The organism is Butyrivibrio proteoclasticus (assembly GCF_900115735.1).
Lineage (GTDB): Bacteria > Bacillota > Clostridia > Lachnospirales > Lachnospiraceae > Butyrivibrio > Butyrivibrio proteoclasticus_B.
Map to the genome: position 1 here is coordinate 1 of NZ_FOXO01000021.1, position 23,546 is coordinate 23,546.

Annotated in this window: 32 protein-coding genes; 4 read left to right on the forward strand and 28 right to left on the reverse strand. The window is 39.9% G+C overall.

Annotated features, from left to right (window positions below):
- Positions 1-243 precede the first annotated feature (243 nt).
- The 4 genes from BM146_RS12655 to BM146_RS12670 form a co-directional block, all read right to left on the reverse strand.
- Complete coding sequence (locus BM146_RS12655; protein ID WP_242949401.1) at positions 244-1,203, reverse strand: plasmid recombination protein; 960 nt, start codon at positions 1,201-1,203, stop codon at positions 244-246.
- Positions 1,204-1,527: 324 nt separating this feature from the next.
- Positions 1,528-1,761, reverse strand: a complete 234-nt coding sequence (locus tag BM146_RS12660) for a complexin-2 (protein WP_074889617.1) — start codon at positions 1,759-1,761, stop codon at positions 1,528-1,530.
- Positions 1,762-1,868: 107 nt separating this feature from the next.
- Positions 1,869-2,843 (reverse strand): AAA family ATPase, encoded by a 975-nt coding sequence (locus BM146_RS12665; protein WP_074889621.1) that lies wholly within the window; start codon positions 2,841-2,843, stop codon positions 1,869-1,871.
- 128 nt (positions 2,844-2,971) lie between these two features.
- Positions 2,972-3,208 (reverse strand): hypothetical protein, encoded by a 237-nt coding sequence (locus BM146_RS12670; RefSeq protein WP_013280038.1) that lies wholly within the window; start codon positions 3,206-3,208, stop codon positions 2,972-2,974.
- Positions 3,209-3,370: 162 nt separating this feature from the next.
- On the opposite strand from BM146_RS12670, the gene BM146_RS12675 reads away from it, so the two are divergent.
- The gene (locus BM146_RS12675) at positions 3,371-3,895 is read left to right on the forward strand and encodes a helix-turn-helix domain-containing protein (RefSeq protein WP_074889626.1); all 525 of its coding nucleotides are present in this window, start codon (positions 3,371-3,373) and stop codon (positions 3,893-3,895) included.
- Positions 3,896-3,949: 54 nt separating this feature from the next.
- Entirely contained in the window at positions 3,950-5,002 is a 1,053-nt protein-coding gene (locus BM146_RS12680) for a tyrosine-type recombinase/integrase (protein ID WP_074889629.1), read from the forward strand.
- 156 nt (positions 5,003-5,158) lie between these two features.
- On the opposite strand, the gene rpsI is transcribed toward BM146_RS12680, so the two are convergent.
- The 6 genes from rpsI to BM146_RS12710 all read right to left on the reverse strand — a co-directional run bounded on the left by rpsI (position 5,159) and on the right by BM146_RS12710 (position 9,718).
- On the reverse strand, positions 5,159-5,557 hold the full coding sequence (gene rpsI / locus BM146_RS12685; protein WP_026663746.1) for a 30S ribosomal protein S9: 399 nt from the start codon (positions 5,555-5,557) through the stop codon (positions 5,159-5,161).
- A gap of 26 nt (positions 5,558-5,583) precedes the next feature.
- Complete coding sequence (gene rplM, locus BM146_RS12690; RefSeq protein WP_022772976.1) at positions 5,584-6,012, reverse strand: 50S ribosomal protein L13; 429 nt, start codon at positions 6,010-6,012, stop codon at positions 5,584-5,586.
- Between the two features lie 240 nt (positions 6,013-6,252).
- Entirely contained in the window at positions 6,253-7,017 is a 765-nt protein-coding gene (gene truA / locus BM146_RS12695; RefSeq protein WP_074889632.1) for a tRNA pseudouridine(38-40) synthase TruA, read from the reverse strand.
- 133 nt (positions 7,018-7,150) lie between these two features.
- Positions 7,151-7,957 carry an energy-coupling factor transporter transmembrane component T family protein gene (locus tag BM146_RS12700; RefSeq protein WP_074889636.1) on the reverse strand — a complete coding sequence of 269 codons (807 nt, stop codon included), beginning with the start codon at positions 7,955-7,957 and terminating at the stop codon, positions 7,151-7,153.
- A complete protein-coding gene (locus tag BM146_RS12705; protein WP_074889639.1) occupies positions 7,951-8,802 on the reverse strand; it encodes an energy-coupling factor transporter ATPase in 852 nt (283 codons plus the stop codon). The genes BM146_RS12700 and BM146_RS12705 overlap by 7 nt, the downstream gene beginning before the upstream one ends.
- 58 nt (positions 8,803-8,860) lie before the next feature.
- Positions 8,861-9,718: an energy-coupling factor transporter ATPase gene (locus tag BM146_RS12710; RefSeq protein ID WP_074889643.1), complete on the reverse strand. Its 858-nt coding sequence runs from the start codon at positions 9,716-9,718 to the stop codon at positions 8,861-8,863.
- 76 nt (positions 9,719-9,794) lie between these two features.
- Between BM146_RS12710 and BM146_RS12715 the strand changes: the two genes are divergently transcribed.
- Positions 9,795-10,739 carry a M15 family metallopeptidase gene (locus BM146_RS12715; RefSeq protein ID WP_074889646.1) on the forward strand — a complete coding sequence of 315 codons (945 nt, stop codon included), beginning with the start codon at positions 9,795-9,797 and terminating at the stop codon, positions 10,737-10,739.
- A 286-nt stretch (positions 10,740-11,025) separates the two neighbouring features.
- Here BM146_RS12715 and BM146_RS12720 read toward each other — a convergent pair whose 3' ends face one another.
- The 7 genes from BM146_RS12720 to BM146_RS12750 all read right to left on the reverse strand — a co-directional run bounded on the left by BM146_RS12720 (position 11,026) and on the right by BM146_RS12750 (position 16,211).
- Positions 11,026-11,562, reverse strand: a complete 537-nt coding sequence (locus BM146_RS12720; protein ID WP_074889649.1) for a bL17 family ribosomal protein — start codon at positions 11,560-11,562, stop codon at positions 11,026-11,028.
- A 162-nt stretch (positions 11,563-11,724) separates the two neighbouring features.
- On the reverse strand, positions 11,725-12,681 hold the full coding sequence (locus BM146_RS12725; RefSeq protein ID WP_022772967.1) for a DNA-directed RNA polymerase subunit alpha: 957 nt from the start codon (positions 12,679-12,681) through the stop codon (positions 11,725-11,727).
- 45 nt (positions 12,682-12,726) lie between these two features.
- Positions 12,727-13,320 (reverse strand): 30S ribosomal protein S4, encoded by a 594-nt coding sequence (gene rpsD / locus BM146_RS12730; protein WP_022772965.1) that lies wholly within the window; start codon positions 13,318-13,320, stop codon positions 12,727-12,729.
- Positions 13,321-13,460: 140 nt separating this feature from the next.
- Positions 13,461-13,871, reverse strand: a complete 411-nt coding sequence (gene rpsK, locus BM146_RS12735) for a 30S ribosomal protein S11 (protein ID WP_022772964.1) — start codon at positions 13,869-13,871, stop codon at positions 13,461-13,463.
- 100 nt (positions 13,872-13,971) lie between these two features.
- Positions 13,972-14,340: a 30S ribosomal protein S13 gene (gene rpsM, locus BM146_RS12740; RefSeq protein ID WP_029233633.1), complete on the reverse strand. Its 369-nt coding sequence runs from the start codon at positions 14,338-14,340 to the stop codon at positions 13,972-13,974.
- 189 nt (positions 14,341-14,529) lie between these two features.
- Positions 14,530-14,643: a 50S ribosomal protein L36 gene (gene rpmJ, locus BM146_RS12745; protein ID WP_013280022.1), complete on the reverse strand. Its 114-nt coding sequence runs from the start codon at positions 14,641-14,643 to the stop codon at positions 14,530-14,532.
- A gap of 185 nt (positions 14,644-14,828) precedes the next feature.
- Positions 14,829-16,211, reverse strand: a complete 1,383-nt coding sequence (locus tag BM146_RS12750) for a uracil-xanthine permease family protein (RefSeq protein WP_074889653.1) — start codon at positions 16,209-16,211, stop codon at positions 14,829-14,831.
- A gap of 193 nt (positions 16,212-16,404) precedes the next feature.
- On the opposite strand from BM146_RS12750, the gene mgrA reads away from it, so the two are divergent.
- The gene (mgrA, locus tag BM146_RS12755) at positions 16,405-17,394 is read left to right on the forward strand and encodes an L-glyceraldehyde 3-phosphate reductase (RefSeq protein WP_074889658.1); all 990 of its coding nucleotides are present in this window, start codon (positions 16,405-16,407) and stop codon (positions 17,392-17,394) included.
- 42 nt (positions 17,395-17,436) lie between these two features.
- Here mgrA and infA read toward each other — a convergent pair whose 3' ends face one another.
- The 11 genes from infA to BM146_RS12810 form a co-directional block, all read right to left on the reverse strand.
- Positions 17,437-17,655 (reverse strand): translation initiation factor IF-1, encoded by a 219-nt coding sequence (gene infA / locus BM146_RS12760; RefSeq protein WP_013280019.1) that lies wholly within the window; start codon positions 17,653-17,655, stop codon positions 17,437-17,439.
- Between the two features lie 23 nt (positions 17,656-17,678).
- Positions 17,679-18,437, reverse strand: a complete 759-nt coding sequence (gene map, locus BM146_RS12765; RefSeq protein WP_074889662.1) for a type I methionyl aminopeptidase — start codon at positions 18,435-18,437, stop codon at positions 17,679-17,681.
- Positions 18,430-19,074, reverse strand: coding sequence for an adenylate kinase (locus tag BM146_RS12770; RefSeq protein WP_022772948.1), 645 nt, complete (start codon positions 19,072-19,074; stop codon positions 18,430-18,432). Before BM146_RS12770 ends, map begins: the two co-directional genes overlap by 8 nt.
- Positions 19,075-19,182: 108 nt before the next feature.
- The gene (secY, locus tag BM146_RS12775) at positions 19,183-20,502 is read right to left on the reverse strand and encodes a preprotein translocase subunit SecY (protein ID WP_074889666.1); all 1,320 of its coding nucleotides are present in this window, start codon (positions 20,500-20,502) and stop codon (positions 19,183-19,185) included.
- Positions 20,502-20,942 carry a 50S ribosomal protein L15 gene (gene rplO, locus BM146_RS12780; protein ID WP_074889669.1) on the reverse strand — a complete coding sequence of 147 codons (441 nt, stop codon included), beginning with the start codon at positions 20,940-20,942 and terminating at the stop codon, positions 20,502-20,504. Before rplO ends, secY begins: the two co-directional genes overlap by 1 nt.
- A gap of 117 nt (positions 20,943-21,059) precedes the next feature.
- Positions 21,060-21,248, reverse strand: a complete 189-nt coding sequence (gene rpmD / locus BM146_RS12785; protein ID WP_022764368.1) for a 50S ribosomal protein L30 — start codon at positions 21,246-21,248, stop codon at positions 21,060-21,062.
- Positions 21,249-21,262: 14 nt separating this feature from the next.
- Complete coding sequence (rpsE, locus tag BM146_RS12790) at positions 21,263-21,772, reverse strand: 30S ribosomal protein S5 (RefSeq protein ID WP_022772944.1); 510 nt, start codon at positions 21,770-21,772, stop codon at positions 21,263-21,265.
- An 18-nt stretch (positions 21,773-21,790) separates the two neighbouring features.
- Complete coding sequence (gene rplR / locus BM146_RS12795; protein WP_074889672.1) at positions 21,791-22,159, reverse strand: 50S ribosomal protein L18; 369 nt, start codon at positions 22,157-22,159, stop codon at positions 21,791-21,793.
- 21 nt (positions 22,160-22,180) lie between these two features.
- Positions 22,181-22,720, reverse strand: a complete 540-nt coding sequence (gene rplF / locus BM146_RS12800; RefSeq protein ID WP_074889676.1) for a 50S ribosomal protein L6 — start codon at positions 22,718-22,720, stop codon at positions 22,181-22,183.
- 15 nt (positions 22,721-22,735) lie between these two features.
- On the reverse strand, positions 22,736-23,137 hold the full coding sequence (rpsH, locus tag BM146_RS12805; protein WP_074889680.1) for a 30S ribosomal protein S8: 402 nt from the start codon (positions 23,135-23,137) through the stop codon (positions 22,736-22,738).
- Between the two features lie 207 nt (positions 23,138-23,344).
- Complete coding sequence (locus BM146_RS12810; RefSeq protein WP_022764364.1) at positions 23,345-23,530, reverse strand: type Z 30S ribosomal protein S14; 186 nt, start codon at positions 23,528-23,530, stop codon at positions 23,345-23,347.
- Positions 23,531-23,546 lie beyond the last annotated feature (16 nt).

The window sequence follows — 23,546 nt, forward strand, 5'->3', positions numbered from 1 at the left end:
ATTTCCCACTTATCAAGATTAAATTGACCATCAATAAATACTGACTGAAAGCCAATTGAGGTGTCGACGATTCTCATTTTTGCTATTGCCCCCAAATTCCAGTTTGTATTAGTCGTTTATCCTGGAATATAATCATTACTTCTTTGGTATGATTGAATTTATAACCACTATTCCTTATTCTATCCAATGTACCCACATAAAACAAGGGCGTTTTCACGCCCCTGCCTACTGCTATCATAGTATTCATCTCTCCGGACTGAGATTATTCCTTTTGAGATTCGGACCTTGCTGTTCCTTCCTCTGATCTACGATTGCCTGGTTCTCTCTAAGCTTTTGTAAGAGACTTGTCCTAGCCTTTTCAGCTACCTCAGGCTTCTTGGTTTTATCCCACCATTCTTTGAATGTTTTGAATGCTTTCGAGACAAGTTTTCCCAGTGTAGTCTTGGGATTTTCAAGTGTTGCGTATCTCATGAATTCCTTCTTCATTTCCGAATTCACTACTGAGTCCACATATTGGTCGACTTTGCTTTCTATATCCTGCTTCATTTCTTTAGCCGTATCATCCAAAGCTTCGATCTGTGTCTCTTTCTCCTGGCACTTATCTTCCAGCTTTTCATATTCTTGCTGCTTTAGCCTTAAGTAGAATTCTTTTGAGAAGTCGCTATTCCTTCCTTTTTCCTTTGGCTTTAAGGTTTCATCTCCAAAGATCTCCGGGTGGTCTTTCATCTGATGCTCTACAAAATCGTGCATTAGATCTTGTATTTTTTCTAGTCTCTCCTGATCAAACACTTTTGTTTTTGCCACCTGTTTGCTTAGTCCTCGCTTGTATCCTGTTGCTACCGGAACTCCTACTACGTGCATATGAGGTGAATCCTCATCCAAGTGTGTTACCGCCGATGCGATTTTGAATTCCGGAACTATCTCTTTTACATATTCAAGCTGTTCCCTCAAGAGTGGCTTCATTGCATTCCACTGTTCTCTCGTCTTATCCGCCCAGAATTCCTTATCCCCTACTTGGAGAATTACCTCCGTAGCCACATCATTCTTTTTACTTTCGGATACATACTCCAGATAGTCATGAATCTGTCTGTCACTTCTTTTACCTTTGTTGTATTCCGCCAGTGCCTCAGAGAATTCCTTTTCATAAATCTCCTTTACATCATCGAGAATATTTACTTCACTCCCGACTTCCACTTCGATCATTTCTTCGTTATACTCTTCACTTTGAAATAGTCGAAGATTGTGTTTACTCACCGAAACCACATCTCGTGTTTTAGTGAGCGAATGCTTTTTACATGAAATGTGAAATGTTACTGTTATCATAAACTAAATCCTTTCGTATTTTTTTGCCGCCGGCAAGCCCCTCGGAGAGCCCCCGGATAATGATGTGTAATGTCATTATCCATAGGGGGTTACCCATAACGCCACGTTATGGGGAAGCTCGCTCCGCTCGCCTGCCAAACCATTCATTCCTTGGCTGATTATTACCGGAGCGTGTCACGCTCCCGTTCAATCCATCAAGGGAAATCACCATATAAAATCCTTGTGCATTCCCACCATGTCGAGGTAGTCCTGACGAGCTTTTTCTTTCTCCTCTTCTGTGGGTGCTGTCTTGAACTTTGAATAGATTTCATGCCTCGCTAGTTTTTCCATCTTGTCTTCAAGTTCTTTTTTGATCAGATTAGTATCTTCGTCAAACTCAAAGACTAGTAATCGTACCAGCCTTATAAATAATTCTTGTGATATCTGTACGTTTTTCATTCGTCCCTTTCTTCTAGTCTGCAACAATGCAGTGTCTTTGTCTTTTTACAACCTTGCAATCTTAAGAGTGTAACTTCAGGCACCTTACATTGTTGCGGTCTTGATTATCATTCGATTTCTTTTAATATCCAGTACCAGGTATTGTTTATTCTCCTGGCTTTTATTCCAAGTTCGTTTTTGGCTATTTCCAGAGTTCTTTTTGATATATCCTCTTCTTTAGCCAGTTCTACTGCCTCGTTACTTGGGATCATATTATGGTCTTCAGCCAATTCTCTCAGAAGAGCTATCGCCTTTTCCTGCTTATTTGCTTTCGGTGCAATTCCTCCGAGAACTTCGTCTGCGGTTATTTCATAATCTCCAATCCACTCGAATCCCTTTTCTGATAATCTGAAGGCCTTTGAATGTCCAAATGCTGCTAAGTTGTTCTTTATTTGGACTATTGCCCTTAGTTCCGGTTCTCCTTCTATCCTTCCTACCAGCAGGACACTTCTTGCTACTGCGTAGAAGTCAATTGATCCCATCCCTCTATAGGCTGCCTTGTTTCCGGAAGCCTTGTTCATGTGTCCGATTAGGATGATTGCACATTTGTACTTCTCCGCCAGAGCTCCCAGCTTCTTAGTCATATCTCTTGCTTCGTTAGCTCTATTCATATCCATTCCGCCTCCGAGATATGCCTGCAGTGGATCCAGAATCAAGAGTTTTGCTCCAGTCCTTATGATTGCCTGTTCAACTCTCTCATCTACCATTGATAGCGATTTATCACTCTCATCTATCACATTGATTTTGGAGCAGTCAGCCCCGGCACCTTCAAGTCTTGGCTTTACCGTATCAGCCAGTCCGTCTTCTGCTGTCTGATATATGATGTTTATTGGTTCCTCACTCTGCAGACCTGTATCTAACGAAATACCTTTTGATAACTTCGCTGCTGCATTTAGTACAAAAGTTGTTTTTCCATCACCGGGATCTCCCTGAATGATGGTAAGCTTTCCATATGGTATAAACGGATACCATAGCCAGGAAACTTCTTCAGCTTCTACATCTGACATCTGGATAAGCTTTAATTCTGGTTTGCTTGTTTCCATTTTGATTCCTCCAATCTTACTTTTTGTTGAACTTGGCCGGAACCCTTGCTATACTTAATTTAATCGAATTTACAAAAGCTCCGGCTTTTCATTCACTCTCTTGTTACCAGCAAGAGAGTTTTTTCATTTTAGACTGCTTCTGGACTAAAGTATCCAATCTCTTCCCATACCTTTCTGTCTGGACAATAGTAGTTGTATTCACTGGAATTCTCTTTCTTCATGGCATATCCAAATTTGAATATCCCCTGCTGGATTCCAATTCTTACGAACTGTGCATCCTTGTGCATTGCCTCGGCAACCTCAGTTATAGGAACATTTCTACCGGTAAATCTTGGTAGTTCTACATATAACTTTTTGTCTTCCATACTTTTCACCTCCCTTCTTTCAAAATGCGAATTATCAGTTCGTATTTTGATAATACGTCTTCATAATTCATTTGTCAACAATAAATATGTATTTTCAATTCGTAATACGTTCTTGCAATTCGTATTGCTACGTGTTACAATTCACACAAGGAGGTCAGTACAATGAATAATGGATCTGATATTGGAAACAGAATTAAGCAGGCTCGCAAAGCTCAGCACCTCAGTCAGACTGAACTGGCTAACAGGCTAGGCAAAACTATGCGTACCGTACAGAAATATGAAAGCGGTGAAATAGAACCTTCAATAGGTATACTGAATGAGATTGCAAATATTCTTAATATCTCCCCGGCAGAACTTATTGGATATCAGAAGAAGAACATTACTTTAGATACTCTCTCAGATGTCCTCTATGTTCTAAACGAATTAAATAAAAAAGCAGGTCTTCACTTCAATATAGACGTAAATCGCCCGCCAAAAACTGAAGAGTGGAGCTGTAGCCTTAAATTCATGGGAAACGATGAAATAGCAGAAAACAACGCAGATCTCTGCCTTTTTCTGGAAAGATACGCAGATGAACGAGAAAGCCTCGAACAAGGCCTATCAAATGAAGATAGATTTAATCACTGGTTCGAAACAGAGCTGGCATACTACGCGAATGTGGCATTGCCCAATAAAAAAGGTGATTAAGGGATTATCCCCTTTTTCATAAATTACCTGAGCATCAAAGGAGGTCGATATTATTTGAAATTACCAAACGGATATGGAAGTGTTATGAAAATGTCCGGGAAACGCAGAAAGCCCTATATGGTAAGAGTAACCACCGCATGGACCATTGATCCGGAAAAAGGTACCAAAAAGCAGACGTACAATGTCATAGGATATGCTGAAACCAAGCAGGAAGGCTTGCAAATGCTATCAGATTATCATCAGAATCCATTTGATACAAAAGCAGCCAAAATGACATTCACAGACGTATATAATGCCTGGTCTGAAGCAAAGTATCCTACCATCTCTAACTCCAACGTACATGGGTATACAGCCTCATATAACGTATGTGGCACCCTTTACAACAAAACTTTTAGAGATATAAGGCTGGCAGAGCTTCAGAATGTCATTGATACCTGCGGAAAGAATTATCCTACACTCCGTAAGATCAAAGTCCTTTTCAATCAGCTTTACGATTATGCCCTTAAGAACGATATCTGTAACAAGGACTATTCCGAATTTGTAGATATCCTCAAGTATAAGGACAAGAATCCAAACAAGGTTGAGAGAGATATCTTTTCAAAAGCTGAGATTGACAGGCTATGGGAACTCAAGGATGATCCGTTCTACCAGACAGTACTGATGCTGATTTACAACGGCTGTAGAATATCTGAACTACTGGATTTGGAAAAGAAAAATGTTCATCTTGAAGAACAGTATTTCGATGTGATACTAAGTAAGACTGAAAATGGTATCAGAAAGGTTCCTATAGCAGATAAGGTTCTACCATTCTACAAAGCCTGGTATGAATCCTCTGACTGTAAATACCTTCTTCACACAGATGACAACAAAAAATTCACCTACAGGAACTATAAAGACAGCTACTGGACACCACTAATAGAAAACCTTGGTATGGAGCACAATCCTCATGATACTAGGCACACCTGCATATCAATGCTGGCGGAAGCTCATGTGGATCCTACAATGATCAAGAAAATCGTAGGACACTCCGGAGCAATGTCTCTGACAGAGAAAGTGTACACACACCTTGATATCCAGTCTCTGGTAGAAGCAATTAACAAAATCTAAGGCTTGAGAATTTTGCTGTCTACCTGCTGTTTACTCGCTGTTTACGGTACAAAATTTTCTGCGTTTCACCACAACTGAATACAATTATAGATAAAAGAAAAGCCCCAGAAACACTGAGTTTCTGAGGTTTGTAAATTCTTTTTGAATCTCGAAAGATTATCTCTTTGAGAACTGTGGAGCACGACGAGCTTTCTTTAAGCCGTACTTCTTTCTTTCCTTCATACGAGGATCTCTTGTAAGGTATCCAGCCTTCTTAAGTACAGGTCTGTACTCATCTGAATCAGCCTGAAGAAGAGCTCTTGAAATACCGTGTCTGATAGCACCAGCCTGACCTGTTGTGCCGCCACCTCTTACAGTAACAACTACATCAAACTTATCTGCTGTCTCTGTAGCTACGAGAGGCTGTCTAACGATAACCTTGAGTGTCTCAAGTCCGAAATACTCATCGATAGGTCTCTTATTGATTGTTATATTTCCATTTCCAGAAACAAGGTATACTCTAGCGATTGATTTCTTTCTTCTACCTGTTCCATAGTAATTAGCTGACTTTGCCATTTTATTATTCTCCTTCACTTACCAGATTAAAATGTTAATACTTCAGGCTTCTGAGCTGCGTGTGGATGCTCTGAACCAGCATATACGTGAAGCTTTGTGTACATTTCTCTACCAAGAGATCCCTTAGGAAGCATTCCCTTTACAGCATGCTCGATAACTCTCTCTGGCTTATCGTTGAGCATCTGACGAAGTGAGAACTCCTTGTGATGTCCAACATAATCTGTGTGGTGCCAATACATCTTCTGATCAAGCTTCTTACCAGAAACTTTAATCTTCTCTGCATTGATTACGATTACATAATCACCTGTATCGATATTAGGTGTGTAAATAGGCTTGTTCTTTCCTCTAAGTACGTTTGCAACGTTAGAAGCAAGACGTCCAAGTGTCATATCTGTAGCATCAACTACATACCACTTTTTCTCTACTGTAGTTGCACTAGGCATATAAGTTTTCATTATGTTTCCTCCAAATTAAAACTAATACTTAATTTGTAACCTCTGCAAAACCCTTCACCTGATCCTGCAGTATATATATGAACATATTGAAGCTTACCGGGACATCAATATGTCACTTACAATTTTGTGGGCATAGTTATAGAATAAACTTCGTCACACAGTAAGATATTATAGGACGCAAACAAAAGATTTGTCAAGATGTTTTGCCTCTTTTTCGGATAAAGCATCTATATTTTGGGTTCAGTCATCTTCAGCTGTTTCCGGTCCGGGAATTCCGTCTAAAAACTCATATTTCATCAGGAATAAGCCACATGCCGGAGCTGTAGGCCCTGCTGCTTTTCTATCCTGTTTATCGATCATTTCCTTAATATCTGATGGTTTTCCTTTTCCTCTTCCAATCTGTAAAAGAGTACCTGCAATTATCCTTACCATGTTATAAAGAAAACCATTTCCAATAACCCTTATAACTACCTCATCACCGTGGAGAAAAACCTCAACCTTTTTTATGGTGCGGACATGAGTGACTGCCTGTGATTCAACATTACAAAAGCTCGTAAAATCATGCTCTCCTTCGAGATAATGAGCTGCCTCGTTCATAACATCAATATCAAGAGGCATACTAAAATGGTAAGTATAAAAGCGCCTTGTCGGAACAGGCATCTTTGAATTCAGCACCCTGTACTCATATGTTTTAAGGGTATCACAGTGCCTTGGATGGAAATCCGGATGCACCTCTCTTGACTCAGTAACGCATATATCCTGCGGAAGAATATGATTAAGCGCATACGAGAACCTGTCTCCGGGAATTGACGACGAAGTATCAAAAACCGCTATATTACCATAGGCATGAACTCCTGCATCCGTGCGGCTTGCACCGATAACTTCCACTTCCTCACCGGTCAGTCCATGAATCGCCCTGTTAAGCATTTCTTCAATTGTATTGTGGGTACTTTTTTGAAGTGCCCATCCGTTATAAGCTGTTCCATCATAGGAAACAACCAGCATTATCCTGCGTTTTTTCAACTATTTTCCCTCTATAAACGCCAGTTTTATATTCTTACTTTAGTCCGTTCGGATGCTGATACCGTAACTCAGCAAAATACGCTTCGGTCGGTATCATGCTCCTAAAAAAAGATCATTACCTAAACAGTAGTCTGCCAAATACAATTATAGACACAAGATATATAACTAAAATCGCATAAGCAATTCTGTCTCTGTTCTGATAGATAAGCGGCTTCATCTTGGTTCTTCCCTCGCCGCCACGATAGCACCTTGCCTCCATAGCCATAGCAAGGTCAAGAGCTCTTCTGAATGCAGATATAAAAAGAGGAACAAGTAAGGGCACAAGACTCTTAGCTCTGTTTATAAGTGAGCCGCTCTCAAAGTCAGCACCTCTTGCCATCTGTGCCTTCATGATCTTATCTGTCTCTTCCAAAAGAATCGGTATAAATCTGAGGGCAATTGACATCATCATTGCTATCTCGTGCACCGGGACATGAAGAGCCTTAAGAGGTTTTAACACGCTTTCCAGGCCATCTGTAAGATTATTAGGCGTAGTTGTAAGTGTCATTATTGATGAGCCTGTTATAAGAAAAACAAGCCTTATAGCCATCAAAATAGCAAGCCTCAGTCCCTCATAGGTGATCTTTATTTTCCATATGCTCACAATTGGCGTTCCGGGTGTCAAAATCAGGTTAAACACCATAGTTATGACCAAAAGGAAAAAGATAGTCTTCATTCCTCTGAACATAAACTTGACAGGAACATTTGAAAGTGCAATGCATGCTCCTAAAAATACAGCAGCAATAACATATCCCCACACATTTTTTACAAGAAAAAGAGAAATGATAAACGCAAATGTCGCCACCAGCTTAACCCTTGGATCAAGTCTGTGTATCACCGAGTCTGTTCTATAATATTGTCCAAGCGTAATGTCTCTTAACATTTTCCAAACACCTTAAGTATCTCATTTTTGGCTTCCTCAATAGTGGTAGCCTCTGTATCAACATCAAATCCTGCCGACTTTAATTCCTGCATCACATAAGTAACGGTAGGAGCTGACAGGCCTATTTCTTCAAGTTCTTTATAGTGCTTAAATACTGCCTTGGGTTCACCATCAAAGGTTACTTTTCCCTTGTTCATTACAATTATTCGCTGAACATAATCCGCTACATCATCCATACTGTGGCTTACAAGAATAACTGTAATGCCCATCTCCTTGTGTAGCTTAGAAATTAGTCCCAGTATATCTTCACGCCCCTTGGGATCAAGCCCGGCTGTAGGTTCATCAAGAATAAGCACTTCTGGCTTCATGGCAAGTACTCCTGCAATTGCCACACGCCTCTTTTGTCCACCTGAGAGGTCAAAGGGTGACTGATAAAAATACTCATCATCAAAGCCAACCTGTTTTAAAGCCTCGTAAGCTCTAAGCTCCACCTCTTTTTGCGGAAGTCCCAGGTTCTTAGGTCCAAAACACACATCCTTAAAGCAATCCATCTCAAAAAGCTGATGTTCAGGATATTGAAACACAAGACCAACCTTGGCTCTTAAAGCTTTTTTATCAAAATCAGCATCAAAAATGTCTTTTCCATCAAAGTAAACATTGCCGCTTGTAGGCTTAATAAGTCCGTTCATGTGCTGAATAAGCGTAGACTTTCCTGATCCGGTATGACCAATAAGCCCGATAAACTGTCCCTTGGGAATCTCAAGATTGACGTCTATCAGTGCTGCATGAGCCATGGCAGTGTCTTCATCATATATGAAATTAACATGATCAAGTATAATCGACATAGTTATATGTTTCTCTCATTCTCTGATTATTAAAAAGAGTTTATTAGTAATATAAATGTCAACTCTGTCCGTATTTCAGTTTTTTCAATTCATCAACAAGTTCTTCTCTCGAAAGTATTCCATCAGGAAGAGGCAAACCGCTCTTTTTAAGTTCATGTGCCAAAAGAGTAACCTGCGGAACCCCCAATCGAAGCTCTTTTAACTTATCAACCTGTGAAAAAATCTCCCTTGGTGTTCCCTGCATTTCTATATGGCCGCCATCCATAACAAAGACCTTGTCGGCATATATTACTTCTTCCATATAGTGTGTAATAAGTATTATGGTTATTCCTTCAACGCTATTAAGCGCTCTTGCGGCCCTGATAACATCCTTACGGCCGTTAGGATCAAGCATGGCTGTAGGCTCGTCAAAAATAATGCACTTGGGATGCATCGCTATTACACCTGCTATGGACACTCGCTGTTTCTGACCGCCAGAGAGATGATTGGGCGACGACTTTCTAAACTTAAGCATGCCCACCGTACGAAGGCTCTCTTCTACCCTTTCCCATATCTCATCTGTCGGAACTCCCATATTTTCAGGTCCGAATCCAACATCCTCTTCCACAACCTGCCCGATTATCTGATTATCCGGGTTTTGGAATACCATTCCTGCTTCCTGTCTGATATCCCAAAGATGTGACTCGTCCTCAGTATTCATGCCATCTACAAATACCTGGCCTTCTGTAGGATATAAAAGCGCATTAAAATGCTTGGCCAGGGTAGATTTACCAGAGCCATTATGTCCGAGAATGGCAATAAACTGCCCGGGCTTTATATCAAGGTTAACATTATCAATTGCCCTTGTAATGCCCTCAACATTGCCTTCTTCATCTCTTCTAATATATTCAAATACAAGATTATCAGTACGTATCATGTTTTTTACCTACCATACTGCAACAGTATATCACAAATGTGATATCATTTATGTATTATATGCGAGGTTTATTCAAATGAACAAGAAATATTTAAAAGATTTTGCTTTTTTAGCCGGGGTTATCATATGCTGCGCAATTGCAGCTAGAGTGCTTGCCAGAGGTGAAACTTTGGAAGAATATGCACAAAAAAATGACATAATTCCTGAATCCTCCGAAGTTGCTTCAACAGGTGCGGAGACTTCAAGCACTGATGAATCCTCTTCATTCATTTCGTCAAAAGAACTTATTACTACCTATGGAACATACACTGCAAATCAGTCATCAAATGAGGAATCAGTCATTTCTTCTAAAAATTCTAATAAGGAAGCATCTTTAATATCATCATTGGAAAATACACAGACTCTGTCAGATGCTTTATCAAGCACATTTATATATAAAGATGGTTTTTGCTATGAACCAATTTCAAATGAGATCTTTAAAAGAATTTCGGGGATTTCTTATCCGGTAGACTGTTCAGTACCATTAGATGATCTCAGGTATCTCAGCCTCTTATACAATGACTTTAACGGGGATACCCAGACAGGTGAGATGATCTGTAACAAAGCCGTAGCAAAGGATTTATTGGAAATATTCTATGAATTATATCAAAACGGTTACCAGATTGAGAGCATTAAGCTCATTGACGAGTTTGACGGAGATGATACCTCATCAATGCTTGCCAATAACACTTCCTGTTTTAACTACCGTGTAGTTGAAGGTACAACAAGACTTTCCAATCATGCAAAAGGGCTTGCTGTAGATTTAAATCCTTTTTATAACCCTTATATCACATACAATAAAGATGGTTCTATAAATATATCACCAGAAGGAAGTGAAGCTTACGCAGACAGAAGTTCCAATTTTCCATATAAGATTGATGAAAATGACCTTGCCTATAAACTTTTTAAAGAGCATGGTTTTACATGGGGCGGCAACTGGAATTCAGTAAAAGACTATCAACACTTTGAGCGTTCAAAATGAGCCATGCGCAAGAAAAAATAGACTATAGACGTTGAAAGTTTACTTTCATAAGGCTATAGTCTATTTTTTATGGATACGGCGAATGCCGTACAACGAGGAATTTTGCATAGCAAAATTTCGAGTGGAACGCATGTCTCACAAAATTCACACACCAGACTCGGAACCGCTTCGCTTGTTCCTCGTTGACGCGGCAGTCGCCGCATCAACTGAAATAAAAAGAGAGAGTTTATCAGATGCAAGCATCCATAAACTCTCTCTTATCATTTCATCTGGCGTGGCTCGTTGCTCACACAAGCTCTAATACAACCATCATTGCTGCGTCACCTTTTCTCTGACCAATCTTGATGATTCTTGTGTATCCACCCTTACGGTCTGCATACTTAGGACCATACTCATCGAAAAGTTTTGCTACAAGATCGATTTCCTTTGTGTTTCTCTTTCTTCCCTTGTTCTCCTGTGGAACTTCAACTACAGGATAAAGAGTCTTGAGAAGCTGTCTTCTTGCGTGCATACGTGAAGGCATATCTTTCTTGATTTCCTTCTTAACTGTTGTATACTTTGTAACCTTCTTGCCATCAACAACTTCTTTTACTCTTCTGCCATCTTTGTCCTTCTCAGGAACTTTGCAGTCAACTGTAAGTGACTCAAAGTTGTCCTTCTCTTTAGCTGCAAGAGTGATCATAGGCTCTACGATCTTCTTGATTTCTTTTGCTCTTGCTTCTGTAGTAATGATCTTACCATTGTAAAGAAGTGCTGTTACCTGGTTACGAAGAAGTGCTCTTCTAGGTTTTGTTGCTTTTCCAAGCTTTCTGTACATTGCCATTGTTTTAATTCCTTTCTCATCTGCCGGTTTCCCCTGCCAGTTAACATGAGGAAATGCCCATCGGTCTTACTTTCCAGATGCTGTAAATGTTACATATGAGAACCCGGATCAGTACACATCGGCTTTATCTGATCCGGATATTCATTTTAATGATATTAGTAATTATTCGCCATCTGCTCTGAGTGAAAGTCCAAGCTCGTCAAGCTTTGCAAGAACTTCCTCAAGTGACTTACGGCCAAGATTACGAACCTTCATCATATCATCAGGAGTCTTGTTAGCAAGTTCCTGAACTGTATTGATTCCAGCTCTCTTGAGGCAGTTAAATGAACGAACTGAAAGTTCAAGTTCATCAATTGACATCTCAAGAACCTTACCCTTCTCATCATCTTCCTTCTCTACCATAACTTCTGCAGTCTTGGCATTCTCTGAAAGATCGATGAAGAGGCTAAGATGCTCTGAAAGAACCTTTGCAGCAAGGCTTACAGCCTCATCCGGAGCAAGTGTTCCATCAGTGTGAACATCAAGTGTAAGCTTATCAAAATCAGTAACCTGACCTACACGAGTATTCTCAACAGTTACGTTAACTCTCTCTACAGGAGTGTAGATAGAATCGATAGCGATAACACCGATTGGAAGATCGCCAGTCTTATTCTTATCTGAGCTTACATAACCTCTTCCCTTTGTGATAGTAAGCTCCATATAAAGCTTAGCATCTTTTCCGGAAAGTGTAGCGATTACCTGATCAGGATTCATGATCTCTATATCCTGATCTACCTGAATATCAGAAGCTTTCACAACACCTTCACCATTGAACTCTATATAAGCAGTCTTTGGTTCATTTGTGTCAGAAGAATTCTTAATTGAAAGATTCTTAATATTCATAATGATCTCAGTTACATCTTCCTTAACACCAGGAATAGAACTGAACTCATGCAGAACGCCTTCAATCTTAACCTGGCTCACTGCTGCTCCAGGTAATGAAGAGAGCATAATCCTGCGAAGGGAATTGCCCAGTGTAATACCGTATCCTCTCTCAAGAGGCTCTACTACGAATTTACCATACTTCTTATCATCTGAGATTTCAGCAACTTCAATATTTGGTCTTTCAAAATCAAACACTGATATACCCTCCTTAAGTGGTTTGTTAACAAGTTAATTATATCATTATTTTGAGTACAACTCGACGATAAGCATCTCGTCAACTGGTACATCAATAACTTCTCTTGAAGGAAGTTCTTTAACTGTACCCTTAAGGCCTTCCTTGTTAACATCAAGCCATTCAGGAACAAGTCTTCCTGCTGTGATCTCTGAAATATCCTTGAATCTCTGAATATTTTTAGCTGCTTCTTTAACTTCGATTACATCACCAGCTTTGATAAGGTATGAAGGGATGTTGATCATTTTTCCATTAACTGTGATGAATTTATGAAGAACAACCTGTCTAGCTTCTCTTCTTGTTCTAGCGAATCCCATTCTGAAGATTACGTTATCAAGTCTGCTCTCAAGAATTGTCATAAGGTTTGAACCTGTCTGACCCTTCATTCTGTCAGCACGAACATAATAATTTCTGAAAGGCTTCTCAAGAACGCCATAGATAAATTTAGCCTTCTGCTTCTCTCGGAGCTGAAGTCCATACTCGCTCATTTTCTTACCAGCTCTAGCTGATGTTCTCTTGGATTTCTTGTCATATCCAAGAAATGTTGGATCCAAATCAAGTGATCTGCATCTCTTTAATACGGGAACTCTGTTTACTGCCATTTTTTGGCTCCTTTCTTTTCCTCAGAATATTTTCACATTCTGATGTTGTTTACAGTGTTATGCACCTTCGTCCAACGAGTTATTGTTTACATTTATATATGCACAAATAACTGCTTATAATCGCGATTCAAAACCAACGATTATACTCTACGACGCTTAGGTGGGCGGCATCCGTTATGTGGTACAGGTGTTACATCTGTGATAGATGTAACTGTAAGGCCGCTTGCAGCAAGAGCTCTGATAGCAGCTTCTCTTCCTGATCCTGGTCCCTTAACGAATACATCAACAGTCTTAAGGCCATGTACAAGTGCAGCCTTAGTTGCTGTTTCTGCAGCTACCTGTGCAGCATAAGGAGTAGATTTCCTTGAACCCTTAAATCCCAGACCGCCGGCACTTGCCCAGCTAAGAGCGTTTCCTGCAGCATCTGTCAATGTAACGATTGTGTTATTGAAAGATGACTGGATATGTGCCTGTCCGTGTTCAACGTTTTTCTTGACACGCTTTTTTGCAGCTGCCTTCTTTGCAGCTGTAGCTGATTTCTGATTTGCCATTTTAAACTAACCTACTTTCTTCCTATAAATACTAGTTATAATGTTACTTATGAATTCGCCATGCACAAATTCAACTGGTCCCAATAGCCTCTGGAAAGAATTACTTCTTCTTATTAGCGATTGTTCTCTTTGGTCCTTTTCTTGTTCTTGCATTTGTCTTAGTTCTCTGACCACGGCAAGGAAGTCCTCTTCTGTGACGCATTCCTCTGAAGCATCCGATCTCAGTGAGTCTCTTGATGTTCATAGCAACTTCTCTTCTAAGGTCACCCTCTACTTCGTAGTCGTTACCGATAATCTCGGCAATTTTCTTTACTTCTTCGTCTGTAAGATCGCGAACACGTGTGTCCGGATTTACTTTTGCTGCTTCAAGAATCTTGTTTGAGCTTGTTCTACCGATACCGTAGATATATGTCAAACCGATCTCTACTCGCTTATCTCTAGGTAAATCTACACCTGCAATACGAGCCATTTTAATTCCTCCATTTACAAATAAAAAATAGTTTAATGAGAAGCTTTACTCCTCTTGCCCCGGACTTTTTTGCCAGAGCTGTTACTTGTTTGATTGGGGCATCTAACGCCCAACCGGACAGTACTTAATCCGATCTTTCCAATACTCAATTCATTATTGGTATCAAAAAGTAATCCGAAACGGCTCGAATTAACCCTGTCTCTGTTTGTGCTTAGGGTTGTCACAGATAACTCTGATAACGCCCTTTCTCTTAATAACCTTGCACTTTTCGCACATAGGCTTAACAGAAGACCTAACTTTCATTGTTTCTCCTTTCCTGCATGGTAACAGAATAATGCCCGAAAAAGGGCACAATTACCCCTTTTCCTAAAAAGACCATTTGATATCATAGCATATGTTTAATCAATAATCAACAGGTTTTTACAAAAAAAATACCAGGATTTCGATAAATCTTTTTACCGAAATCCTGGTACTATATTACTCGCTTATCAGCCTGCTTCTTCGTGGTTATTGAAGCTTACTCCTCTATTGATGTCGCCCTTATGGTTAACACCAAAATCATAATCGTTTCCAGGAAGTATTGCATTTAGCACTATTCCAAGAAGAGCTGCTATAGCAAGAGCTGTAAGCGTTACAGGAGTATTTCCGATTGCAAATGTGATTCCATCAGAGAATCCCAGGCCTGATACAAGAATAACTGCTGCAACAATGAGATTTCTTGATTTTGTGAAATCAACCTTATTCTCTACTACGTTTCTGACACCAATTGCTGAGATCATTCCATATAATATGAAGCTGATACCACCGATGATAGCTGTTGGCATTGTGCCGATGATATCTGAAATCTTTGGAATGAAGCTGACTACAATTGCATATCCAGCTGCAATTTCAACGACCTTTGGATCATAAACCTTTGAAAGCTCAAGAACACCTGTGTTCTCACCGTAAGTTGTGTTCGCAGGTCCTCCGAAAAGTCCTGCAACTGCTGTTGCAATTCCATCTCCAAAGAGTGTTCTGTGAAGACCCGGATCTTCAATAAAGCTCTTGCCTGTTGTAGCTGAAATAGCTGAGATATCACCAACGTGCTCCATCATAGTTGCAATTGCTATAGGAGCCATAACAAGAATTGCTGTAAGATCAAATTTTGCAAACTGGAAAGGTGGAAGTCCTATCCAATTTGCTGCAGCAACAGGTGCAAAATCAATAATTGCACTGCCATCTGCATTTGTAAAGCCTAACGCATTCATTATAAGGGCAACACAGTAAGAAATAACAACGCCCATAAGTATAGGAATGATCTTGAACATTCCTTTACCCCAGATATTAAAGATAATTACTATTGAAAGTGCAACAAGAGCAAGAAACCAGTTTGCAGAAGCATTAGAAACAGCAGATGGTGCAAGTGAAAGTCCGATACAAATAATAATAGGGCCTGTAACTACAGGAGGAAGGAAATGCATAACCTTCTTTACTCCCACGATTTTGATAACTACTGCAAGAATAAGATAAAGAAGCCCTGCAACAACAATACCACCACATGCATAAGGAAGTTTTTCTCCATATGTCATATCAGCATATTTACCGGAATTTAAATTAGCTACGGTAGCAAAGCCACCAAGGAATGCGAATGATGATCCCAGAAAAGCGGGAACCTTGAATTTAGAAAAAAGATGAAACAGAAGTGTACCAATACCTGCAAAGAACAATGTAACCTGAACGGAAAGTCCTTCCCCATTAAAATAACCATTAACTAAAATTGGAACTAAAATTGTCGCTCCGAACATAGCAAACATATGCTGCAATCCCAAGAGCGCCATTTTGGGTTTCCCCAGAGTCGTGGCATCATAGATAGCCTGTCGTTTTTCTCCCATTTTTCTCCTCCGTTTATTAACCTGAAAGGTTGTTTTTTACCAAAGTGAATTATAGCATGATGTATCTTTATGTGCATTAATATTTCACTAAAAAACATGATTGTTTTTTAACAGAAATTGCGCATTTTTTCTGTGCTTTTTTCCTAAAATTGTATTAAACTATAACAAAGTTTTTTAGCATAGGGAGGGTTATATGTACACAGCAAATACTGCTCGTTACGAAAACATGACATACAACCGTTGTGGAAAAAGCGGTCTGAAGCTTCCTGCCGTGTCTCTTGGGTTATGGCACAACTTCGGTGATAACTCCGCTTACAGCAACATGGTAGACATGTGTAAAACCGCATTTGACCACGGCATCACACATTTTGATCTTGCCAATAATTATGGTCCTGCAGAAGGAGCTGCCGAGCTAAACTTCGGTAAAATACTAAAAGAAAACTTTAAAAGCTACAGAGATGAGATGGTCATCTCAACAAAAGCCGGCTACTACATGTGGCCCGGTCCATATGGTGACTGGGGAAGCCGCAAGTATCTTATCGCAAGCCTTGATCAGTCACTTATGAGAATGGGTCTCGAATATGTAGATATCTTTTACCACCACAGAATGGATCCTGAAACGCCTCTTGAAGAGACAATGGAGGCTCTTGCCCAGATTGTAAGGAGTGGTAAAGCTCTTTATGTTGGCATTTCCAATTATGATGGACCTAATCTCGAGAGAGCTCATGCTATATTAAAAGAGCTTCATGTTCCATTTATCATTAATCAGAATCGCTACAATATTTTTGACAGAACAATAGAGAAAAACGGTCTGAAACAAAAGTCCAAGGAAGTCGGAACAGGAATCATCTGCTTCTCTCCTCTCGCGCAGGGGCTTTTAACAGACAGATATATAGATGGTATTCCTGAGGATAGCCGAATCCGCACCGATGGACGTTTTCTTAAAGAGGGGCAGCTTACAGAGGAAAAGCTTGCCAATATTAAAGCTTTAAATGAAATTGCAAAAAAACGTGGACAGACACTTGCTGAAATGGCGCTTGCATGGAACCTTAAAGATGACTATATAACTTCAGTAATCATCGGCGCATCCAGATCTTCTCAGATTCTTGATAACATAAAAGCCATCGAAAATACTACTTTTACAGAAGATGAGTTAAAAGAAATAGATAAGTATTCTAAATAATTCAAAAGTGGCTGTCTTAGTGCGACAGCCACTTTTTCAAAATTATTTGTCTCTCCAAATAATTCTTCCTTTTGTAAGGTCATATGGTGAAAGTTCAAGAGTTACCTTATCACCAGGTAAGATTCTGATGAAGTTCTGACGAAGCTTTCCACTGATATGAGCAAGAACAACATGACCATTCTCAAGCTCAACCTGGAACATTGTGTTAGGAAGCTTCTCAATAACCTTTCCTTCAATTTCAATTACATCAGCCTTAGACATTTCTTTCCTCCTATCCTTTACTATCAAATAATAGTTAATATCTCTGGTTCGCCATCTGTTATAGCGATAGTGTTTTCATAATGTGCAGCCAGGGAACCATCTACAGTTACCACTGTCCAATCATCATCAAGCCATCCAACATATCTCTCCCCCATGGTTATCATAGGTTCAACACATATTGTCATGCCTTTCTTTAGTTTTACCCCGGGCAACAACTTTTTATAATTAGGTACCATTGGTTCTTCATGAAGGCTAGTACCAATTCCATGACCTGTAAGCTCTCTTACTATACCATATCCATATGGATTTATATAGTCATCAATTGCTCTTGATATTTCATGCAGCCTATGTCCGGCTTTGGCCTTTTTTATCCCTTCAAAGAAGCTCTCTCTTGTAACATCAATAAGTTTTTGTGCTTCATCACTTATCTTACCAACGCCCCATGTTCTGGCAGCATCAGAATGATACCCTTTATATATAAGTCCTGTATCAAAGGTAACAATGTCACCCTCCTTCAGGATCCTATCAGCACTAGGAATTCCATGAACAACTTCATCATTCACGGAAATACACACGGAAGCCGGAAAACCTTCGTAGTTTTTGCAATTAGGTATTCCACCAAGAGAACGGATAGTATCTTCTCCAATCTGATCAAGTTCCAATGTAGAAATTCCGGGTTTAAGCGCAGCATGAAGTGCCTCATGCACTTTTGCAAGTCTCTGTCCGGACTGCCTCATAAGCTCAATTTCTTCATCAGTCTTAATTGTAATAACTTTACGCATTCAAAATACCTACGATATTGCTAAATACTTCCTGCATATCCTTTGTACCGTCAACAGTCTTAAGAATATTCTTCTTATCATAGTAATCGATAAGAGGCTGAGTCTGCTCATGGTAAACTGACAACCTGTTCTGTACTGTCTCAGGCTTGTCATCTTCTCTCTGAACTAACTCACTTCCACATTTATCACATATTCCTTCTTTCTTTGGAGGGATATGCTCAATATGATAAGTTGCACCGCACTTAAGGCAAGCTCTTCTGCCTGACATTCTGCGAACAATGTTCTCATCAGGAACATCTACGTTAATGGCAAAATCAACCTTATCACCAAGCTTTGTAAGCTCACTGTCAAGTACATCTGCCTGAGGAATTGTACGTGGAAAACCATCAAGTACATATCCATTCTTGCAATCATCATTTGCTACTCTGTCAAGAAGGAGCTGAACTGTAAGTTCATCAGGAACAAGCTGTCCCTTATCCATAAATTCTTTTGCCTTCTTGCCAAGTTCTGTTCCGTTTTTAATATTTGCCCTAAAAATGTCACCAGTTGAGATGTGTGGAATATTGAACTTATCCGCGATCATCTGAGCCTGTGTGCCTTTTCCTGCGCCTGGTGCGCCCAACATTATTATCTTCATACCATGACCCTCTTTTTATGTTAAATGATATCATTATTTTCTGATTAAAGACAAATAAGAGGCAGCAAGGGCGCATATGCTCCCCTGCGACCTCTTTTAAGTTACCAATTAATCTTCCAGGAATCCTTTGTAATTACGTACAAGCATCTGAGATTCAATCTGCTTGATTGTCTCTAAGATAACACTTACCACGATGATAAGGCTTGTTCCACCAAATGAAACGCTTGCTCCAAACATACCATTAAAGAAGATTGGTAATACACCAATGATTGTAAGACCACATGCTCCTATAAAAATGATATAGTTCAAGATACTTGTAAGATAATCACTTGTTGGCTTACCTGGTCTGATTCCAGGAATAAAGCCGCCCTGCTTTTTCATATTATCTGCAATCTCAATCGGATTAAATGTGATTGATGTATAGAAATATGCAAAAAAGATAAGCAGTAAAATGTAAACAACCAACCCAATTGAATAATTCCAATGGTTGGGATTGCACCAGTTACTCTGGTTTAAATATGCAATAAACTGTCCCCAAAATCCTGAACCATTATAGCCAACAAGCTGACTAATAATGATTGGGAACTGGAAGAGAGACATTGCAAAAATAATAGGCATAACGCCTGCTGTATTGACCTTGAGAGGAATCTCTGAACGGCTTCCACCGTAAGTTTTTCTTCCCTGAATCTTCTTAGCATACTGAACAGGAATTCTACGCTCAGCACCATTAAGAAGAACGACCAACACTACCATTGCAATAATAACTGCAATAATAACAATTGCTGATACTACTCCCCTTGCAATAGGCTTTCCGCTCACAAACTGTCCGAATAGTGAGCTAATATCTGACGGCATTCTTGAAAGAATGTTGATAGTCAGAACTATTGATATACCGTTTCCAACCCCATTTTCTGTGATTCTTTCACCAATCCACATCAGGAATGCACTACCAGCTGTGAGTGCTGCTACAATCTGAATTACAAGAAAAATAGACTGTGATGTTAAGAAGCCTGTATTTCTATAGAACCCGATTGACATTGCGATGGATTCGATAAGTGCTAAAGCTACAGTGATATATCTTGTAAGTGCTGTAAGCTTCTTTCTTCCATCCTCACCATCCCTTTGCCATTCTTCAAATTTAGGAATAGCAATTGTGAGAAGCTGAATGATAATAGAAGATGTAATGTATGGTGTAATATTGAGTGCCAAAATTGACATATTCTCAAATGATCCACCGGTAAATCGATCCATAAAGCCAAATGCATCACTCTCTGTCAAACCCTGAAACCAATTTCTAAATACTGATGTATTCATTCCAGGTACTGGAATTGCAGAACCAAGTCTGATCAGGGCTAGCATTGCAAGAGTAAATAGAATTTTCAAACGAATTTCTTTTACTTTTAATGCATTCATTAGGGACTTAAACATTAGATCACCTCTGTTGTTCCACCAAGTGCCTCGATTTTTTCTTTAGCTGATGCGCTGAAAGCATTAGCCTTAACCGTAAGCTTCTTAGTAAATTCGCCATTTCCAAGAATCTTTACACCGTCAAGCTCTTTCTTTACGATGCCCATATCCTTAAGTGCCTGAACATCAACAACAGCTCCGTTGTCGAACACTTCAAGTGCGCTTACATTGATACCTATGATATTCTTACGATTGATGTTCTTGAAGCCTCTCTTAGGAAGTCTTCTGAAAAGTGGCATCTGACCACCTTCGAAACCAAGTCTTGGAGCTCCTGAACGAGCCTTCTGACCCTTGTGTCCCTTACCAGCAGTCTTACCGTTTCCTGAACCATGACCACGGCCTCTTCTAAAATTATCGCTCTGAACTGAACCTTCTGCAGGTCTTAAGTTGGATAATTCCATGATATTCCTCCTTATAAACACTGGAGCTTATACCGCTATGCGCAGCATATAACTATTATACACCACTTGCGCGTACGTAATACAGCTCCAGTTACATTTTATGTTTCGCTTACCTTATCAGATTTCTTCAACCTTAACAAGGTGTCTGATCTGCTGAATCTGACCTCTAGTAGCTGAGTTGTCAGGAAGTTCAACAGAACTGTTAAGTTTCTTGAATCCCATTGATTTTACTGTTGCTACCTGCTTAGGTACAGCACCGATTGTGGACTTAACCAATGTGATTTTAAGTTTCTTCTCGCTTGCCATCACTCTTCCTCCTATTATGCGGTTACTTCTGATACAGACTTACCGCGCTTTGCTGCAACTTCTTCAGGTGTCTTTAACTGAGCAAGACCATTGATTGTAGCATAAACAACGTTCTGCTTGTTGTTAGAACCAAGTGACTTAGTTCTGATATTTCTGATTCCAGCAAGCTCACATACGGAACGAGCAGGACCACCAGCGATGATACCAGTACCTTCTGGAGATCTCTTAAGTAATACTTCGGCTGAACCAAACTTACCTACGAAATCATGTGTAATACTGTTGTTCTCATCAAGAGGAACAGTAATAAGGTTCTTTGTAGCATCTTCCTTACCCTTACGGATAGCATCTGGGATTTCTGTTGATTTGCCCAGACCAACACCAACGTGTCCATTGTTGTCACCAACTACAACAAGTGCTGTGAACTTCATGTTACGTCCACCCTTAACAACCTTTGTAACACGTTTGATGGTTACAACTTTATCTGTCAATTCGAGCTGACTAGCATCTACGATTGTACGCTTCATTATGTGTTTTCTCCCTTCTTAGAATTCCAGGCCAGCTTCTCTGGCAGCATCAGCAAGTGCTTTTACCTTGCCGTGGTAGACATATCCACCTCTGTCAAATACAACGGCTTTGATACCTTTTTCCATTGCTCTCTGAGCAACTACGCTTCCTACCTTTGAAGCAGCATCAATGTCATCTGTATTTTTAAGCTCAGCCTTGATATCTTTCTCAAGAGTTGAAGCAGATACAATTGTTTTGCCGGCTACATCATCAATAACCTGTGCATATACATGATTATTGCTTCTAAAAACTGCGAGACGTGGTCTTTCAGCTGTACCGCTGAAACGATTACGAATCCTCATGTGCTTTTTAGCACGAATTTTTGATCTTGATTCCTTACTAACCATTTTGCACTCTCCTTATCTTAATTATTTCTTACCAGTCTTACCAACTTTACGTCTGATAACCTCATCAGCGTACTTGATACCCTTGCCCTTATATGGCTCTGGAGCTCTCTTTTCTCTGATGATTGCAGCGTGCTGTCCAACTGCTTCCTTATCAATTCCCTTAACTGTAATTACCTGACCCTCAACAACTGTCTCAATTCCTTCTGGATCAACAAGTTCTACAGGGTGAGAATAACCAAGTGTCAGAGAGAGTGTCTTACCATTCTTAGCAGCTCTGTAACCTACACCGTTAACCTCAAGCTTCTTTTCGTAGCCATCTGTAACACCAATAACCATGTTATTAAGAAGGCTTCTTGAAAGACCATGTAAAGCTCTAGTCTTCTTCTGATCGTCAGGTCTCTTAACCTCGATTTTTCCATCTTCCTGTGAGAAAATAATCTCAGCTGGGAAAACTCTTGTAAGAGTACCCTTAGGACCCTTTACAGTCACCTTATTATTTTCTGCAACCTCTACAGTTACACCTGCAGGAATTGCGATTGGCATTTTTCCGATTCGTGACATGCCCGTACCTCCAATTTACCAAATGAATGCAAGAACTTCTCCACCAACCTGGAGCTCTCTTGCTTTTTTATCAGTTACAACGCCCTGGTTTGTAGAAATGATTGCAATACCAAGACCACCTAATACTCTAGGAAGCTCATCCTTGCCTGCGTATACACGAAGACCAGGCTTTGAGATTCTCTTAAGCCCTGTGATAACTTTATCATTTCTGTCAACGCCGTACTTAAGAGTGATGTGAAGAGTCTTGAAAACACCATCTTCAACAACATCAAGCTTCTTAATATAACCTTCTTCAAGAAGAATGTTTGCAATTGCAAGCTTCATCTTTGATGAAGGAACATCAACTGTGTCATGCTTAGCAGTATTTGCATTACGAATTCTTGTAAGCATATCTGCAATAGGATCATTCATTGCCATTTTATAATTGCCTCCTTAATTATTCTTGCTTCGCCTTACTACTCCCCAAATTGAGCAGAGACACGAAGCCGCAATGGAATCATATTAATAGTTTGTGGTCCCCATCCCGGACCACTTATCAGCAAATGAAGTTCCGCTCTCGGACTAAAGTCCTCGCCAGAACACGCTCAAACCAGGCTTAAAAATACTTCGCCAAGTTTTTGCAGCTTACCAAGATGCCTTACGAACACCTGGGATTTCGCCCTTATATGCAAGTTCACGGAAACAAATTCTGCAGATTCCGTATTTTCTAAGGTAAGCATGAGGACGACCACAGATCTTACAACGATTGTAAGCTCGTGTAGAGAACTTTGGTTTCATCTGCTGTTTCAACTTCATGGATAATTTAGCCATCTTGTCCTATTTCCTC